Annotated in this window: 16 protein-coding genes; 13 read left to right on the top strand and 3 right to left on the bottom strand. The window is 72.6% G+C overall.

Translation table 11 applies throughout. The features are described 5' to 3' along the window. Positions 1-147 precede the first annotated feature (147 nt). Positions 148-1,053 (top strand): serine hydrolase, encoded by a 906-nt coding sequence (locus ACIQF6_RS18520; protein ID WP_400896110.1) that lies wholly within the window; start codon positions 148-150, stop codon positions 1,051-1,053. 7 nt (positions 1,054-1,060) lie between these two features. Here ACIQF6_RS18520 and ACIQF6_RS18515 read toward each other — a convergent pair whose 3' ends face one another. Both ACIQF6_RS18515 and ACIQF6_RS18510 read right to left on the bottom strand, forming a co-directional pair. Then, positions 1,061-1,426: a VOC family protein gene (locus tag ACIQF6_RS18515; protein WP_400896108.1), complete on the bottom strand. Its 366-nt coding sequence runs from the start codon at positions 1,424-1,426 to the stop codon at positions 1,061-1,063. Beyond that, a complete protein-coding gene (locus tag ACIQF6_RS18510) occupies positions 1,423-2,013 on the bottom strand; it encodes a TetR/AcrR family transcriptional regulator (RefSeq protein ID WP_400896106.1) in 591 nt (196 codons plus the stop codon). The genes ACIQF6_RS18515 and ACIQF6_RS18510 overlap by 4 nt, the downstream gene beginning before the upstream one ends. A 117-nt stretch (positions 2,014-2,130) precedes the next feature. On the opposite strand from ACIQF6_RS18510, the gene ACIQF6_RS18505 reads away from it, so the two are divergent. The 7 genes from ACIQF6_RS18505 to ACIQF6_RS18475 all read left to right on the top strand — a co-directional run bounded on the left by ACIQF6_RS18505 (position 2,131) and on the right by ACIQF6_RS18475 (position 8,634). Then, positions 2,131-2,583 (top strand): hypothetical protein, encoded by a 453-nt coding sequence (locus ACIQF6_RS18505; RefSeq protein ID WP_400896104.1) that lies wholly within the window; start codon positions 2,131-2,133, stop codon positions 2,581-2,583. A 173-nt stretch (positions 2,584-2,756) separates the two neighbouring features. Beyond that, a complete protein-coding gene (locus tag ACIQF6_RS18500) occupies positions 2,757-3,599 on the top strand; it encodes a nitrilase-related carbon-nitrogen hydrolase (protein WP_400896102.1) in 843 nt (280 codons plus the stop codon). Between the two features lie 5 nt (positions 3,600-3,604). Beyond that, on the top strand, positions 3,605-4,993 hold the full coding sequence (gene hydA, locus ACIQF6_RS18495; protein ID WP_400896100.1) for a dihydropyrimidinase: 1,389 nt from the start codon (positions 3,605-3,607) through the stop codon (positions 4,991-4,993). A gap of 18 nt (positions 4,994-5,011) precedes the next feature. After that, positions 5,012-6,013, top strand: a complete 1,002-nt coding sequence (locus ACIQF6_RS18490) for a TIGR03842 family LLM class F420-dependent oxidoreductase (RefSeq protein WP_400896098.1) — start codon at positions 5,012-5,014, stop codon at positions 6,011-6,013. Continuing rightward, positions 6,010-7,482, top strand: coding sequence for a multicopper oxidase family protein (locus ACIQF6_RS18485; protein WP_400896096.1), 1,473 nt, complete (start codon positions 6,010-6,012; stop codon positions 7,480-7,482). Before ACIQF6_RS18490 ends, ACIQF6_RS18485 begins: the two co-directional genes overlap by 4 nt. Before the next feature lie 125 nt (positions 7,483-7,607). After that, positions 7,608-8,087, top strand: a complete 480-nt coding sequence (locus ACIQF6_RS18480) for a macro domain-containing protein (RefSeq protein ID WP_400896094.1) — start codon at positions 7,608-7,610, stop codon at positions 8,085-8,087. A gap of 115 nt (positions 8,088-8,202) precedes the next feature. Next, positions 8,203-8,634, top strand: coding sequence for a nitroreductase/quinone reductase family protein (locus ACIQF6_RS18475; protein WP_400896092.1), 432 nt, complete (start codon positions 8,203-8,205; stop codon positions 8,632-8,634). Positions 8,635-8,798: 164 nt separating this feature from the next. Here the strand turns inward: ACIQF6_RS18475 and ACIQF6_RS18470 are convergent, their stop codons facing one another. After that, positions 8,799-10,589, bottom strand: coding sequence for a hypothetical protein (locus ACIQF6_RS18470; protein WP_400896090.1), 1,791 nt, complete (start codon positions 10,587-10,589; stop codon positions 8,799-8,801). Positions 10,590-10,806: 217 nt separating this feature from the next. On the opposite strand from ACIQF6_RS18470, the gene ACIQF6_RS18465 reads away from it, so the two are divergent. From ACIQF6_RS18465 to ACIQF6_RS18445, 5 genes are all read left to right on the top strand, one after another. Further along, positions 10,807-11,229, top strand: a complete 423-nt coding sequence (locus tag ACIQF6_RS18465) for a PadR family transcriptional regulator (protein ID WP_400896088.1) — start codon at positions 10,807-10,809, stop codon at positions 11,227-11,229. Continuing rightward, positions 11,171-11,524 carry a hypothetical protein gene (locus tag ACIQF6_RS18460; RefSeq protein WP_400896086.1) on the top strand — a complete coding sequence of 118 codons (354 nt, stop codon included), beginning with the start codon at positions 11,171-11,173 and terminating at the stop codon, positions 11,522-11,524. Before ACIQF6_RS18465 ends, ACIQF6_RS18460 begins: the two co-directional genes overlap by 59 nt. A 181-nt stretch (positions 11,525-11,705) precedes the next feature. After that, entirely contained in the window at positions 11,706-12,479 is a 774-nt protein-coding gene (locus ACIQF6_RS18455; RefSeq protein WP_400896084.1) for a GNAT family N-acetyltransferase, read from the top strand. Between the two features lie 70 nt (positions 12,480-12,549). After that, complete coding sequence (gene infA, locus ACIQF6_RS18450; RefSeq protein WP_400896082.1) at positions 12,550-12,774, top strand: translation initiation factor IF-1; 225 nt, start codon at positions 12,550-12,552, stop codon at positions 12,772-12,774. A 94-nt stretch (positions 12,775-12,868) separates the two neighbouring features. After that, on the top strand, positions 12,869-14,044 hold the full coding sequence (locus ACIQF6_RS18445; RefSeq protein WP_400896080.1) for an 8-amino-7-oxononanoate synthase: 1,176 nt from the start codon (positions 12,869-12,871) through the stop codon (positions 14,042-14,044). Positions 14,045-14,065: the final 21 nt, after the last annotated feature.

The following is a 14,065-nucleotide window of genomic DNA, read 5'->3' as shown; positions in this document are numbered from 1 at the left end:
GGACGACGCCCGCATCCTCACCCGCCGGCTCCCCCCGCCACGCCTCCGGCGCGCACGGACGCCACGGCCGTTCACCCGGAAGCAGCCACCCCTGGTCGTCCGTCGTGGGGAGGACGGCTGTTCCGCGGGGCTGACAGAATCGGCGGCATGACGAGCGAAATCCGGGAGATCTTCGAACAGGCGGGCTGCGAGGGCGCGTTGTGCGTCCGGGAGGTGGACGGGGACGGCGAGGTCGCGGTGGATGCGGACCGGGCGATGGTGTCGGCGTCGGTGTTCAAGGTGCAGATCGCGCTGGAGGCGGAGACCGCGTTCCTGGACGGCCGGTTGGATGGGCGGGAGCGGGTGACGCTGGGGGCGGCCGAGCGGACGGTCGGGCCGGTGGGGCTGTCGCTGTTCGAGGACGAGGCGGTGCTCTCGCTGCGGGACCTGGTCGTGCTGATGCTGACGATCAGCGACAACCCGGCGACCGACGTGCTGCTCGGCCGGGTCGGCGTCGACGCGGTGAACGCGACCGCGGCGCGCCTCGGCCTGTCCGGCAGCGCGGTCGAGTCCGACCTGCGGGCCATGCTCGACTCCATCGGCGTGGACCTGGGCCGCGCCGACTGGGCGGACCTGCAGAGCTGGGCGGCCGGTGCTCCGGCGGACGAAGTCGCGCGGGCCGACGGGCAGTTGCCGACCGTCCGCGCCATGGACCCGGCGCGGGCGACCAGGACCACCCCGCGCGACATGGCCGCGCTGCTGCGCCTGATCTGGACCGACCGGGCGGCGCCGGCCGCCGCGTGCGCGCGGGTGCGGGCCGTGATGGCGAACCAGCTGACCCGGCACCGGATCGGCAGCGGATTCCGGCCGCCGGTGCGCGTCGCGGCCAAGAGTGGCAGTCTGCTGGGCGTGGTCCGCAACGAGATCGGCGTGGTGTCCTTCCCAGACGGCCGCCAGTACGCCGCCGCGGTTTTCACCCGCTCCCCGCTCGGCTCCGACGACGCCGCGATCAGCCGCGCCATCGGAGCTGCCACCGCCCGGGCCGTCAACATCCTCGGGGAGGGCGGCAGTTGAGTTGGGATCAGGCCGGGGACATCACCTCGAAGAGGTTTCCGGTCGGGTCGGTGAAGTAGAGGCCGCGGGCGCACAGCGGGTGGTCGGTCCGGCCGTTGTCGGGCGTGGACGGGTCGTTGCCGTACGGGGTGCCGGTGGCGCGCAGGCGGGCGAGGATGCCGTCGAAGGTGGCCGGGTCGACGTCGAACGCGAGGTGGTGGCCGGCCGGGTCGGGGACGGTCAGGAAGTCCAGGGTGAGGCCGGAGTTGACCCGAACGGGCGCGAAGTGCCGGTCGGGGCCGGTGTATTCGAGGCCCATCACGGCGGCGAAGAAGCGCGCGGCGGCCTGGTGGTCGACGGCCGGGACGACGGTGTGGTTCAGGGCGATGGTCACGGGCGGCCCTCCGTGAGCGCGCCGTGCAGGAGGACGTCGACCAGCTCGGCCGGGTCCGGGGCGTCGGCGCTGAACAGCAGGCCGAGGAAGAGGGCGGCCAGGCGGTCGGGGGAGAGGCGAAGCAACTCCCTTTCCGGCTCGACGAGTTCGGCCAGTGCCCGGCGGACCGGCAGGGTGCCGGCCGCCCGGTCGGGCGCGGGGCCGGTGCGGGTGCGGGCCCGGCCGTTGGTGGCGTACAGCGCGCCGAGCAGCGCCCCCAGCCGGTCCAGGTGGGCGCGCAGCGCGGCGGCGGCCTCGACCAGCCGGTCGGGGAGCGGCAGCGTCAGCGGGATCGCGGCGAGTTCGTCGAGCGCGGGCTCGGGGCGCAGCGCCTCGGCGACGCAGGCGTCCAGCACGGCGTCCTTGTCGGCGAAGACCCGGAACACCGTCCCTTCGCCGATCCCGGCGGCCCGGGCGATCTGACGGGTGGTCACCGCGCCGCCGTACTCGACGACCAGCGGCAGTGCGGCCCGGACAATCATTTCGCGGCGCCGCTCGGCGTCCATGGACGGCGCCCGGCGCCGCGGTTCGGTGGGGGTGTCGGTCATGGGCGTCAGTATCGGAGTGAGCGCTCACTCCGGTCAATCCGGCTGCCGAGGAAAACCCGGTGACAGCACGGCACTCGGTCTGGCAGAGTGCGGGCATGATCAGCTGTCGAAAGGCCGATGCCGCGTAATCGGCCGGGCGCCCTGCGCGCCACTGTTGCGTCCTGCGTTCCGGCGTCGCCGCCGGCCCGGGTCCGGGGGCTGTCCGCCGCCGCATGCCTGGACGTGTACCGGATCGAGCGCGAAGCGCCGAGCTTCGTCCTGTACCCCGGTTCCACCGCGCTCGCGCTGCGGCGCTACCGGGCGTTCCTGCACCCGTTCGGCGGGCGGCCGCTGTATCCGCGGGAGTCCATGTGCCCGGCCCCGAGATGTGCCATCGACGACGTCCGGCACGCGAGGGACGTGCTGGGCGAGGCGCTGTGGTTCCTGCCCGGCCGCTCCCGGGCCGCGCTGGCCGGGCTGCTGCGCCCGTTGGACGCCGAGTACCGCCGCCGTACGCTCCCGGACGCGTTCGCGGACCCGACCCGGCCGTGGTGGCACCGTCGGCTCGGGGAGGACGGGCGGAGCGGGTGAGGCGGAGTGGACGGCAGGACGGTTCCGGCACCGTAAAACGTACGATCCCTAAATCGTCCCTATGCTGACTTTCTCTCGTCTTCCGCGTGGCACACCGGCATTTCGGCTGCACCTCCTAGTCTCGACGATCTACGGTTCCTCTTCCGCCGGGCCTTCGAGCGAGGAGTACGACCATGAGTCGTGTCGTCAGGGCTGCCCTGTTCCAGACCGCGTGGACGGGCGACAAGGAATCGATGATCGCGGCGCACGAGCAGGCCGCGCGGGACGCCGCCGCGCAGGGAGCGAAGATCATCGGGTTCCAGGAGGTGTTCAACGCCCCGTACTTCTGCCAGGTGCAGGAACCCGAGCACTACGGGTGGGCCGAGCCGGTGCCGGACGGTCCGACCGTGCAGCGGATGTGCGCGCTGGCGCGCGAGCTCGGGATGGTGATGGTGGTGCCCGTCTACGAGATCGAGCAGGCCGGGGTCTACTACAACACCGCCGCCGTGATCGACGCCGACGGCAGCTTTCTCGGGAAGTACCGCAAGCACCACATCCCGCAGGTGCACGGATTCTGGGAAAAGTACTACTTCAAGCCCGGAAATCTCGGCTGGCCGGTGTTCGACACCGCAGTCGGAAAGGTCGGCGTGAACATCTGCTACGACCGGCACTTCCCGGAGGGCTGGCGGGCGCTCGGCCTCGCGGGCGCGGAGATCGTCTACAACCCGTCGGCGACCAGCCGCGGCCTGTCGGCGTACCTGTGGCAGCTGGAGCAGCCCGCCGCGGCCGTCGCGAACGAGTACTTCGTGGCGGCGATCAACCGGGTCGGCGTCGAGGAGTACGGCGACAACGACTTCTACGGCACCAGCTACTTCGTCGACCCGCGCGGCCAGTTCGTCGGCGAGGTCGCCTCCGACAAGCACGAGGAACTCGTCGTCCGGGACCTCGACCTCGACCGGATCGAGCAGGTCCGGCAGCAGTGGGCGTTCTACCGGGACCGCCGGCCGGACGCCTACGGCCCGCTCACCGGGGCGTGAGCGCGATGACCCGGACCCTGATCACCGGCGGACTGGTCGTCACCGCCGCCGAGGAAGTGCTCGCCGACGTCCTGATCGAGAACGGCACCGTCGTCGCGCTCGCCCTGCCGGGCCGTCACCAGTGGTCGGCGGAACGGGTGTTCGACGCCGACGGCAAGTACGTGATCCCGGGCGGGGTGGACGCCCACACCCACATGGAGCTGCCGTTCGGCGCCACCGTCGCCTCCGACACCTTCGAGACCGGCACCCGGGCCGCCGCCTGGGGCGGCACCACCACCATCGTCGACTTCGCCGTCCAGCCCAAGGGCACCTCGCTGCGGGCCGGCCTGGACGCCTGGCACGCCAAGGCCGACGGGCGCTGCGCCATCGACTACGGCCTGCACATGATCATGTCGGACGTCAACGAGTCGACCCTGCGCGAGATGCCCGGGCTGATCGGCGAGGGCGTCACCTCGTTCAAGCTGTTCATGGCCTACCCGGGCGTCTTCTACTCCGACGACGGCCAGATCCTGCGCGCCATGCAGCAGGCCGCCGACACCGGCGCGCTGATCATGATGCACGCCGAGAACGGCCCCGCCATCGACGTGCTGGTCGAACAGGCCCTCGCCCGCGGCGAGCGGGACCCCCGCTACCACGGCGAAGTGCGAAAGGCCCTGCTGGAGGCCGAGGCCACCCACCGGGCGATCCAGCTCGCCCGGGTCGCCGGCTCGCCGCTGTACGTGGTGCACGTCTCCGCCCGCGAGGCGCTCGCCGAACTCGCCGCCGCCCGCGACCTCGGCCTGCCGGTGTTCGGCGAGACCTGCCCGCAGTACCTGTTCCTCTCCACCGACAACCTCGCCGAACCGGACTTCGAGGGCGCCAAGTACGTCTGCTCGACACCGCTGCGCCCCAAGGACCACCAGGAGGCGCTCTGGCGCGGCCTGCGCACCGACGACCTGCAGGTGGTCTCCACCGACCACTGCCCGTTCTGCTTCAAGGGGCAGAAGGAACTCGGCCGCGGCGACTTCTCGAAGATCCCCAACGGCCTGCCCGGCGTGGAGAACCGGATGGACCTGCTGCACCAGGCCGTGGTGGACGGGCACCTGACGCGCCGTCGCTGGATCGAGATCGCCTGCGCCGCGCCCGCCCGGATGTTCGGCCTGTACCCGCGCAAGGGCACCATCGCCCCCGGCGCCGACGCCGACGTGGTGATCTACGACCCGCACGCCACCCACACCCTGTCCGCCGCCACCCACCACATGAACGTCGACTACTCGGCGTACGAGGGCCGCACCGTCACCGGCCGGGTGGAGACCGTGCTGTCGCGCGGCGAGGTCGTCCTCGACCGCGGGCACTACCTCGGCCGCCCCGGCCACGGGGCGTTCCTGCCCCGCTCCACCTGCCAGTACCTCTGAGCGTAGGGAATCTCCGCAGTGGACTTCGGACTCGTCCTGCAGACCGACCCGCCCGCCGCGAAGGTCGTCGACCTGATGCGCCGCGCCGAACGCAACGGCTTCCGCTACGGCTGGACGTTCGACTCCGCCGTCCTGTGGCAGGAACCGTTCGTGATCCACAGTCGGATCCTCGAACACACCGAGCGGCTGCACGTCGGCCCGATGGTCACCAACCCGGGCACCCGCAGCTGGGAGGTCACCGCCTCCACCTTCGCCACCCTGAACGACATGTACGGCAACCGCACCGTCTGCGGCATCGGCCGCGGCGACTCCGCGATGCGGGTGGCCGGCCGGAAGCCCAACACGCTGGCCCGGCTCGGCGCCGCCATCGACGCCATCCGCGACCTCGCCGAAGGCCGCGAAGCCGTCGTCGACGGAAGCCCGATCCGCATCCCGTGGATCAAGGACGGCCGCCTGCCCGTGTGGATGGCCGCCTACGGCCCCAAGGCGCTCGCCCTGGCCGGACAGAAGGCCGACGGCTTCATCCTCCAACTCGCCGACCCCTACCTCACCGAATGGATGGTCAAGGCCGTCCGCCGCGCCGCCGAACAGGCCGGCCGCGACCCCGCCGCGATCACCGTCTGCGTCGCCGCGCCCGCCTACGTCGGCGACGACCTCGACCACGCCCGCGACCAGTGCCGCTGGTTCGGCGGCATGGTCGGCAACCACGTCGCCGACCTGGTCGCCCGGTACGGCGAACACTCCGACGCCGTCCCCGCGGAACTCACCGCCTACATCAAGGACCGCCACGGCTACGACTACAGCCACCACGGCCGCGCCGGAAACCCCTCCACCGACTTCGTCCCCGACGCCGTCGTGGACCGCTTCTGCCTGCTCGGCCCCGTCCAGTCACACCTCGAAAAGCTGCACACACTACGGGAGTTGGGCGTCGACCAGTTCGCGATCTACGCCATGCACGACGCCCGCGAAGCCGTCATCGACGCCTACGGCGAGCACATCGTCCCGGCGCTGACCGCGTGAACCGGCGGACCTTCCTCAGCCTCGCCGCGCTGTCCGGCACCGCCGGGACGGCCGGCCTGGCCGCCGGCTGCGGATCGGGCACCCGGCAGCACCACCCCGAGCCGCCCCCGCCGCTCGACCTGTCCAACCCGCTGCGGATCCCGCCGCTGCTGGACCCTGCCCGGGAGCCCGACGGCGTCCGCCGCTACGAACTGATCATGTTCGCCGGGCAGTCCGAACTGCTGCCCGGCAAACCCACCGCCACCTGGGGCTTCAACGGGTCCTACCTCGGCCCCACACTGCGGGCGAGCCGCGGGGACCAGGTGGCGATGACCGTCCGCAACGCCCTCCCCGAGGCCAGCACCGTCCACTGGCACGGCATGCGGCTGCCGGCCGCGATGGACGGCGGACCGCACCAACTGATCGCCTCCGGCGGCCAATGGACCCCCAGCTGGACCGTCGACCAGCCCGCCGCCACCACCTGGTACCACCCCCACCCGCACGGGGCCACCGCCAAGCACATCTACCGCGGCCTGGCCGGCCTGTTCATCGTCGACGACGGCCTGGACACCGAACTGCCCGCCGCCTACGGCACCGACGACATCCCGCTGATCCTTCAGGACAAGAAACTCACCGACCGTGGGAGGCTCGACGGCGACCCGCTCAAAGGCCCGTTCGGCATCCTCGGCGACCGCATCCTGATCAACGGCACCTACAACCCGCGCTTCACCGTCACCACCGCCCGCGTCCGACTTCGGCTGCTCAACGCCTCCAACGCCCGCATGTACCACCTGGCGTTCACCGACCGCCGCCGATTCCATCTGGTCGGCACCGACGGCGGACTGCTGCCCGCGCCCGTCGAGACCGACACCCTCGACCTCACGCCCGGCGAACGCGCCGAGATCCTGGTCGGGTTCACCCCCGGCGACAACGTCGTACTGCGCAGCCTCGACCGCGGCCTCGACATCGCCATGGGCGACCTCGACCTGATCCGCTTCGTCGCCGGCGACCAGCTCGCGCCCGCACCCGCCCTGCCCGCCACCCTCCCCGCGCCGCCCCCGATCGTCCCACCCGCCGGCGCGCGGGTCCGGCACTTCACACTCAGCGGACGCGACAGCATCAACGGCCGGCCGATGGACATGAAACGGATCGACGAGGTCGTCCCCGTCAGCGCCGTCGAGATCTGGGAGGTCGAGAACAGCACCGGCACCTCCCACAACTTCCACATCCACGAAGTCGCCTTCCAGGTCCTCGACGCGGCCGACCGCCCCACCGGCGGCCACAAGGACACCGTCTTCACCCCCGCCCACACCACCGTCCGCCTGGCCGTCCAGTTCGGCCCGTTCAGCGACCCCGTCGAGCCGTACATGTACCACTGCCACCTGCTGCGCCACGAGGACGGCGGCATGATGGGCCAGTTCGTCACCGTCGTGCCCGGGACGGAGAACACCGTGCCGCGCAGCTATGCGGGCGTCGGGCATGCGCACTGACCGGCGGTGGCGGTGGCGGTGGCGGTGGCGGTGGCGGTGGCGGTGGCGGTGCCGGGTTCGGGTGCCGGGTGCCGGGTGCCGGGTGCCGGGTGCCGGGTGTCGGTGGCGGGTGCGAGTATGCCCGGATGGAACAGACGATCAGCTACCTGCGGGGGGACGCCACCGCGCCGCAGGGCAAGGGTGTGCGGATCGTCGCGCACGTCTGCAACGACCTCGGCGGCTGGGGCAAGGGCTTCGTGCTCGCGCTGTCGCGCCGCTGGCCCGAGCCCGAGGCCGCGTACCGGCGTTGGCACCGGGAGCGGGCCGGCAACGACTTCGGGCTCGGCGCCGTCCAGTTGGTGCAGGTCGAGCCGTACCTGTGGGTGGCCAACATGGTCGGCCAACGCGGCATCAGGACCGGCCGCTCCACCGGCGTCCCGGTGCGCTACGAGGCCATCGACACCGCACTCGGCACGCTCGGCGGCCACGCCCGCCGGCTCGGGGCCTCCGTCCACATGCCGCGGATCGGCTGCGGGCTGGCGGGCGGCCGGTGGGAGCGGGTCGAGCCGCTGGTGACCGCCCGGCTCACCGCCCGGGGCATACCGGTGACGGTCTACGACTTCTGATGTTTCGTCAGGTGTCGTGGTCCTGGGGAATATTGACCGTGCGTATGGTGTCTTCCTAGTTTGAATTTGCTTGCAAGCACAATCCGGAAATCCGGGCGTGGGGAGAGACGCAGCCATGGCCAACGAGTTCAACCAGCGAGTCATCGAGGAATTCCGGGCACACGGCGGACAGGTCGAGGGAATCTCCCCGGTCCTGCTGCTCACCGCCGTTGGCCGGCGCAGTGGAGAGCCGCGCACCACCCCGCTCGTCTACCATCGGGACGGCGAGCGCTACCTGGTGTTCGGCTCCAACGGAGGCGCCACCGAACACCCCCAGTGGTACCGCAACCTGACTGCCGCCGGCGTCGGCACCGTCGAACTCTCCGACGGCGAGGGCGGAGTGACCACCCTGTCGGTCCGCCCCGTCGAACTCGACCCCGTCGAGCGCGAACGCCAGTACGCCGAACAGGCCCGCCGCGCACCGGACTTCGCGGACTTCGCGGAGCGCACCGACCGCACCATCCCGGTCATCGCCCTGCACCCGCTCGACCCGCACCGGCCTCGCTGAGCGAGTGGCCCACGCGGAGGCCGAGCACGCGCCGGACGGCGACCTCACCGCGGCGGACGCCGTCCGGGCACTGTCGCGGCACGCCCCTCTCCTTGACCACCGCCACCGCCACCGCACCCGCCGAGGGCGGTGGCTTTCCGGTCGTGGCGTGGATCGGCGACGTTCTAGTCGTGCACCCGGTCCTGCAAGGCCTTCGACAACTCGGCGACGCAGGCCGCCAGTTGCGTGGTCGTCAGCTGGTTCGGGTCGCCGCCGCAGCCGGGTGCGGGCGGGCCGGACGGCTGGGTGGTGAGTTGGCCGGTGGGTTGGCCGGTCGGTTGGGGTTGTGGTTGGGGCTGGCTGCCCGGGGGTGTGATCGGGCCGGTGAGGGAGACCAGGTTGGGGGTGACCGTCGCGTCGCCGGAGAGGTCGATGTAGTCCTGGGTCTGGCCGTTGAAGTCCACGAAGCCGCGCCACATGTCGCGGCCGAAGGGAATGATCTCCTGGAGGGCGCCGTCCTGGCCGGCGCTGATGGTGATCGAGGTCTTCTGGGCCAGGTAGGAGACCATCCGGCTGGCCAGCACGTCCAGGTTGACCCCAGGGGCGTCGTCGCTGCGGACGTACACGTGCAGGTCGTTGAGGCCGCCGCCGGCCCGGTCGGCCTGGAGCACGGCGAAGGCCACCACCAGCTGGGAGGAGCTCCGGCGGGGAACCAGCGGCGTCACGTAGTACAGGTGCCCGTCGGCCTTCGAACGGAGCAGGAACTCGCCGGGGTTGGTGGCGTTTGTGCCCGCCGAGGTGTGCGCGAAGCCGAAGCCCTGGTCGTCCTTCGCGCCGCGACCGCCCAGCCACTGCACCTCGTGGATCTGCGAGCGCACCACCGACGCCGGGTACACCGCGCCCGGCAGCTCGCCCGGCGCGACCTCGGCCCGGTAGGTGAGGTTCGGGCGGCCGTCCGGCGATCCGCGGAGCACCAGGACCCCGGCGGGGGCCAGTACGGTGCGCTGCTTCCAGGCGGTCTGCCGGGCCACCGAGATCACCACCACGGGCTGTGCGGTGCGCGGGTCGGGGCCGTCGCAGTAGCCCCAGATGTCCTGGTCGTTGTAGACCAGCTCGGGGAAGCGCTCGGCCAGCAGGTTGCGCAGGCTGACCGCTCCCGTCCCGCCGAACGCCCGGTCGAACGCGTGGTCGCCGCGGAACGCGCAGGCGGCCACCGAGTTGGAGGTGCCGTCCCAGACCGCGACGCCCTCCATCGGCTGCTCGTCGGAGCCGTCCAGCACCGCCGTCCAGGTGCCGCCGTCCTTCCCGGCGCTCGGCAGGTAGTGCAGGCTGTGGCTCATCAGGTGGACGCCCGAGGAGAGGCCGGCGCTGTCGGTGAGGGCCTTGGTCGCCGCCGCGTACGAGGCGGTGCGCGCCTCGAAGTCGAAGTCCGGCATGGAGGCCGTCTTCACGCAGGCCGACACGTCCGACGTCCCGACCAGGTCGCACCGGGCGCCGTCGCCGGGTCGGCTGTGCTGCGTCACCGGCAGCACGGAGCGAGGCGTGGCCGCGCCGTCCGCCGGGACGTCCAGGACGGTCGCCGCCGCGTAGAACCGGCCCGCGTCCTTGTCGTCGTCCCACATGCCCGTCCCGGCGCGCACCAGTGAGCCGACCAGCGCGAGCAGTGCCACCGAGACGGTGAGCCGGGCCCGCCACCCGCCGAAGCCCGCGCCCGTCTCGTCGACGGCCCACACCACCGCCCAGGCCGTGCCGCACAACCCGACCGCGACCCAGAACCAGAACAGCGGCGCGGCGTCCAGCACCCCGCCGTGCGGCAGGAACTCCCGCTCCAGCCACAGCCGGTAGCTCTGGTCCTGCTGACCGAACCCGCCGAACACCGCGTGCTTGACCAGCCGCACCAGCCCGGCGAGCAGCGGCATCCACAGCCACCACACCGCCAGTCCCAGCACCCGCCGACGTATCCGACGCACCCTCACCAACCCCCTCCCGGCCGACAGTTCCCCGTTCCGTCAAGCCTCCCACCCGCCGCCGACAGCGCCAGAGCCCGGGCAGGAGCGGACCGGCGCCCAGAACGCCAACGGGGCGGGGACCTCGTGCGGGCGTCCTCGTCCGGTCGTCCGTTGCGGGTTCGCGCGAAACTTTGGACGACATATGTAAGTCACCGGTATATGTAGTCCTGTGACTGTTCGTTCGATGCAAGAGCCCACGCTGCTCGCGCTCACCGCGCCGGCCGAAGCACCCCGGCACGGGTACGCGCTGCTCCAGGACGTTGCCGCGCTCTCCGGCGGCCGGGTGAAACTGCGCACCGGGACGCTCTACGGAGCGCTGAACCGCCTGCTCCGGCAGGGACTGCTCCGCGTGGAGAGCGAGGAGGTGGTCGGCGGGCGGGCCCGCCGGACCTACGCGCTCAGCGACCACGGGCGCGAGCTGCTCGCCGCCGAGACCGAGCGGCTGCGCACGGTCGCCACCAGGACCGGGCGGCTGCGCCCGGCCGCCACCAGGGCCGAGCGCCGGCTCCCCGCCGCCCGCGCCCCGAAGCTTGCACCGGGTTCGCCTCATGAGCGGGCTCGGGCTGAAGCTGGCGCTGCTGCTCCACCCGGCCGCCTACCGGCGTGAGCGGGGCGGGGAGTTGGCGGCGGTGTTCACGGACTCCACCGCCGGCGCGGGGCGCTGGACCACCGCGCGAGAGACGGTCGACCTGGCCGGGCACGGAGTACGGCTGCGGCTCGGGCTCAGCTCCGACGGGGTGCTCGCGCAGTTGGCGGCGCCGGCCGCACCGTTCGCGGCGACGGCAGCGGTGGGCGGCGGACTCGCGCTGCTGCTGAGAGGCCTGGCCGACTGGCAGCGCCTCGGGGTGCTGAGCGCCGGCTCCGCGGACCGCCGCCACTCGCCCGGGCCGCGCCGGAATTAAATCGCTTGGCGGGCCGGCGGGCGGTTGCTAACGTTCGGATCACCGTGACAGGACGCGAGGAGGTGAACACCCATGAGAGCTCGACCAAGGTGGGTGCTCCCCCTTTCCCTCACGGTGTGCGGCTGATCGAGTCGCTGTCGGGAGCGCCTTGTTGTGCAGGCACTTTCGAAAGGCGACAGCCATGAACACTGTGATGATCGACCGGGTCGACGAGGCCCGTTGGCAGGCGGTGGCGGACGAGCGGATCGTCGGCCACGGCGACGTCTCCCGACGGCCCGACGGCCGACTCTTCGTCAGCATCGACGTCTGGCAGGACGAGGCGTTCGACCCGCTGGCCGCCGCGATGCTCGGCGAGCTGCCGGGCAGCGTGCTCCACACCCTGGTCGGCGGCGAGGACGCCGAGCTGGCGGCCCGTTGGCAGCGGGCCGGGTTCGCCGTCGAGCGGCGGGAGTGGGAGTACCTGCTGCCCACCGGCGCATCCGGCGCATCCGGCGCGGCGGCCGAGGGCGTGACGGTCCTGGCCGCCGGGACGGCCGACGAGCGGCTGCTGCGGGTGCTCGACCGCGAGATCCGGGCGCAGGTCGAGGCCGAGGTCGGCTGGCACACCATGCCCGCCGAGCTCCGGCCCCGCCCCGCCGGAGACGCCGAGGACACCCTGATCGACCCGGCGCTGTACGCCGTCGCCGTGCTGGACGGGCAGTACGCGGGGCTGATCCGGGTGGTGGCGCGGGGCAGCCGGGCCCGGATCGGGCTGCTCGCCGTGCGGGCCGAGTACCGGCGGCGCGGTGCCGGGCGGGCCCTGCTCGGGCATGCGCTCGGCGTGCTGCACGCGGCCGGCATCGACGCGGCGTGGACCGAGATCGACCAGGCCCACACCGCCGCCACCACCCTGTTCGAAGACTTCGGCGCCCGGCGCACGGGCGACCTCGCCGAGCTGGTGCGCCGCCCGTACTGACCACGGCACCCGTACTGACCACGGCACCCGCCGTCATCCTCTGCTCCACCGAATCGAGAAACGAGAAACCTTGCCGCGTATCGCCAAAGGCCTGGAAATCGAGGGCACCGTACTGGAGTGCCTGCGCAACGCCACCTTCAAGGTGGAACTCCAGAACGGCCACCAGGTGCTCGCCCACATCAGCGGAAAGATCCGCAAGAACTACATCAAGATCCTCCCGTTCGACCGGGTCCTGGTCGAGCTCAGCCCGTACGACCTGACCCGGGGTCGGATCATGTACCGCTACCGGAACTGAGCCGACGGCGCGGCCGCCCGCCGCGATGTGCGACAACGCACATCGCGGCGGGGGCCGTTGCCCCCGTGCCCGGCGGGGTGACAGAGTGCCGGGCATGGAAGAGTCGCAGGTCAGGGCGGGGGCGCGGGCTACGCGCCCGGAGACGGTGTTCGACTGGGTGGACGCGGCGGCCGCCGAACGGGAGGCCGCCGGGCTGACCAGGCGGATGCGCAGCCGCGCCGCGGACGACGACGTGCTCGACCTGGCGTCCAACGACTACCTGGGGCTGAACCGCCACCCGGCGGTCACCGGCGCCGCCGCCGAGGCCGCGCAGCGGTGGGGCGGCGGTTCCACCGGGTCCCGGCTGGTCACCGGCAACACCGAGCTGCACGCCCGACTGGAGCGGGAGCTCGCCGAGTTCTGCGGCTACCAGGCCGCCCTGGTGTTCTCCTCCGGCTACACCGCCAACCTCGCCGTGGTCACCGCGCTGGCCGGCCCGGACACCCTGATCGTCTCCGACGCCCACAACCACGCCTCGCTGATCGACGGCTGCCGCCTCGCCAAGGGCCAGGTCGCGCGGGCCGCCCACTGCGACCCGCAGTCCGTCCGCGAGGCGCTCGCCGAGCGCACCCGGCCGCGCGCCCTGGTGATCACCGATTCGGTGTTCTCGGTCGACGGCAACGCCGCACCCCTCGCCGAACACCTGGCCGCCGCCCGCGAGTTCGGGGCCGCGCTGGTCCTCGACGACGCGCACGGCCTGGGCGTGCTCGGCCCGGGCGGGGCCGGCGCCGGCGCCGCCGCAGGCATCGCGGGGCAGCCCGACGTGGTCGCCACCGCGACGCTCTCCAAGTCGCTCGGCGCACAGGGCGGCGTCGTGCTCGGCCCCGAGCGGGTGATCCGGCACCTGGTCTCCGCCGCCCGCACCTTCATCTTCGACACCGGACTCAACCCGGCCGCCGCCGGCGCCGCGCTCGGCGCGCTGCGCCTGCTGCGCGCCGAGCCCGGCCGGGCCGCCGACGCGCTCCGGGTGGCCCGCGAACTCTTCACCCGCCTCGCCGAGTTCGGCCTCGACGCCACCGCACCGGACGGCGCGGTGGTGTCGGTGCGGGCCGACGACCCGGAGCACGCGGTGCGCTGGGCCGCCGCCTGCCGGGACGAGGGGCTCGCGGTCGGCTGCTTCCGCCCCCCGTCCGTCCCCGACGGCGTGCCCCGGCTGCGGCTGACCGCCCGCGCCGACCTGACCGACGATCAGATCGCCTTCGCGGTCGGCGTGGTGGTCAAGACCCGGTAGACCCGGTAGACCCGGTAGACC

Source organism: Kitasatospora sp. NPDC092948, assembly GCF_044754805.1.
Lineage (GTDB): Bacteria > Actinomycetota > Actinomycetes > Streptomycetales > Streptomycetaceae > Kitasatospora.
Note: the sequence above shows the minus strand (reverse complement) of the source record. Positions and strands in the feature narration are given on the sequence as shown.

What these genes read in the sequence shown, in the direction of transcription:
- ACIQF6_RS18520 (WP_400896110.1), top strand. Translation starts at nt 148, where the DNA reads ATGACGAGCGAAATCCGGGAGATCTTCGAACAGGCGGGCTGCGAGGGC.
- ACIQF6_RS18510 (WP_400896106.1), bottom strand. Translation starts at nt 2,013, where the DNA reads ATGACCGACACCCCCACCGAACCGCGGCGCCGGGCGCCGTCCATGGAC.
- ACIQF6_RS18505 (WP_400896104.1), top strand. Translation starts at nt 2,131, where the DNA reads ATGCCGCGTAATCGGCCGGGCGCCCTGCGCGCCACTGTTGCGTCCTGC.
- ACIQF6_RS18500 (WP_400896102.1), top strand. Translation starts at nt 2,757, where the DNA reads ATGAGTCGTGTCGTCAGGGCTGCCCTGTTCCAGACCGCGTGGACGGGC.
- hydA (WP_400896100.1), top strand. Translation starts at nt 3,605, where the DNA reads ATGACCCGGACCCTGATCACCGGCGGACTGGTCGTCACCGCCGCCGAG.
- ACIQF6_RS18480 (WP_400896094.1), top strand. Translation starts at nt 7,608, where the DNA reads ATGGAACAGACGATCAGCTACCTGCGGGGGGACGCCACCGCGCCGCAG.
- ACIQF6_RS18475 (WP_400896092.1), top strand. Translation starts at nt 8,203, where the DNA reads ATGGCCAACGAGTTCAACCAGCGAGTCATCGAGGAATTCCGGGCACAC.
- ACIQF6_RS18465 (WP_400896088.1), top strand. Translation starts at nt 10,807, where the DNA reads ATGCAAGAGCCCACGCTGCTCGCGCTCACCGCGCCGGCCGAAGCACCC.
- ACIQF6_RS18460 (WP_400896086.1), top strand. Translation starts at nt 11,171, where the DNA reads ATGAGCGGGCTCGGGCTGAAGCTGGCGCTGCTGCTCCACCCGGCCGCC.
- ACIQF6_RS18455 (WP_400896084.1), top strand. Translation starts at nt 11,706, where the DNA reads ATGAACACTGTGATGATCGACCGGGTCGACGAGGCCCGTTGGCAGGCG.
- ACIQF6_RS18445 (WP_400896080.1), top strand. Translation starts at nt 12,869, where the DNA reads ATGGAAGAGTCGCAGGTCAGGGCGGGGGCGCGGGCTACGCGCCCGGAG.